Annotated in this window: 2 protein-coding genes; both read left to right on the top strand. The window is 76.1% G+C overall.

Annotated elements, in window-relative coordinates:
* Positions 1–210: 210 nt before the first annotated feature.
* Positions 211–372 carry a hypothetical protein gene (locus E1289_RS38785; protein WP_165970793.1) on the top strand — a complete coding sequence of 54 codons (162 nt, stop codon included), beginning with the start codon at positions 211–213 and terminating at the stop codon, positions 370–372.
* Between the two features lie 141 nt (positions 373–513).
* Positions 514–832, top strand: a 319-nt coding sequence (locus E1289_RS37785; RefSeq protein ID WP_165970792.1) for a LysE family transporter, incomplete at its 3' end; no start/stop codon positions are given.

Here is an 832-nt window from a genome sequence, read left to right as displayed (position 1 = left end):
GTCGTGGTGGGGTGGTCGCCGGCGTGGTCCGCAGTTCCAGCCGTATTGGCAGGGGTCGGGGGAGCCGGCGTTGGAGCGTCCGGAGCCGCCGCCCGCGGTGGTGCCGGTGCCGGTGGGGGAGCGGGCGCCGGAGCGGAACCTGGTGGCGGTGGTGCTGGGGTTGGTGGCGCTGCTGGTGGTGCTGGCGTTGCTGATGGGGGTGTTGTTCGCGTGTCAGCCGAAGGCGACGGAGCCGCCCCCGGAGCCTGCGGAGCCGACGCCGACGTTCGAGCGGCCGTCGCGGTCGTCGGCGCCGGGGCGTCCGTCGCCTTCGCCGTCGCGGTCGGGTCCGTCGCCTTCGCCGTCTCCGTCGCCGTCGGGTACGGGTGGTGATGACGGCGCGCCGCTGTGACGGGCGGGTCTGCCGGGGCCGTGTGCGGGGCCGTGTGGAGGCGTGGCCGGTCGGCGGTGTGGTGAGACGGGGGCGCGGGCAAAGGCGTTGCGGGGCGGTGCGGCGGTGGTCAGCATGGGGGGATGCTGGAGAGTGTGGTCGCCTTCGCGGGTGCGGCGGTTCTGATCGCGATGGCGCCGGGGCCGAGCACGGTCGTGATCATGCGGGAGTCGATGCGGTCGCGGCGGGCGGGGCTGGTGACGGTGCTGGGGAACGAGGCCGGGGTGCTGGCGTGGGGGCTGGCGGCGGCGGTGGGGTTGTCGGCGCTGCTGGCGGCGTCGCGGCTGGCGTATGACGGGCTGCGGGTCGCGGGTGCGGTGGTGCTGGTGTGGTTCGGGGTGCGTGCGCTGTGGCATGCGCGGCGGGGCGTTGCGGTGCCGGAGGGGGACGCGGTGCCGGGTG

Source organism: Actinomadura sp. 6K520, from assembly GCF_004349245.1.
In the GTDB taxonomy this organism is placed as follows: Bacteria; Actinomycetota; Actinomycetes; order Streptosporangiales; family Streptosporangiaceae; genus Spirillospora.
Note: the sequence above shows the minus strand (reverse complement) of the source record. Positions and strands in the feature narration are given on the sequence as shown.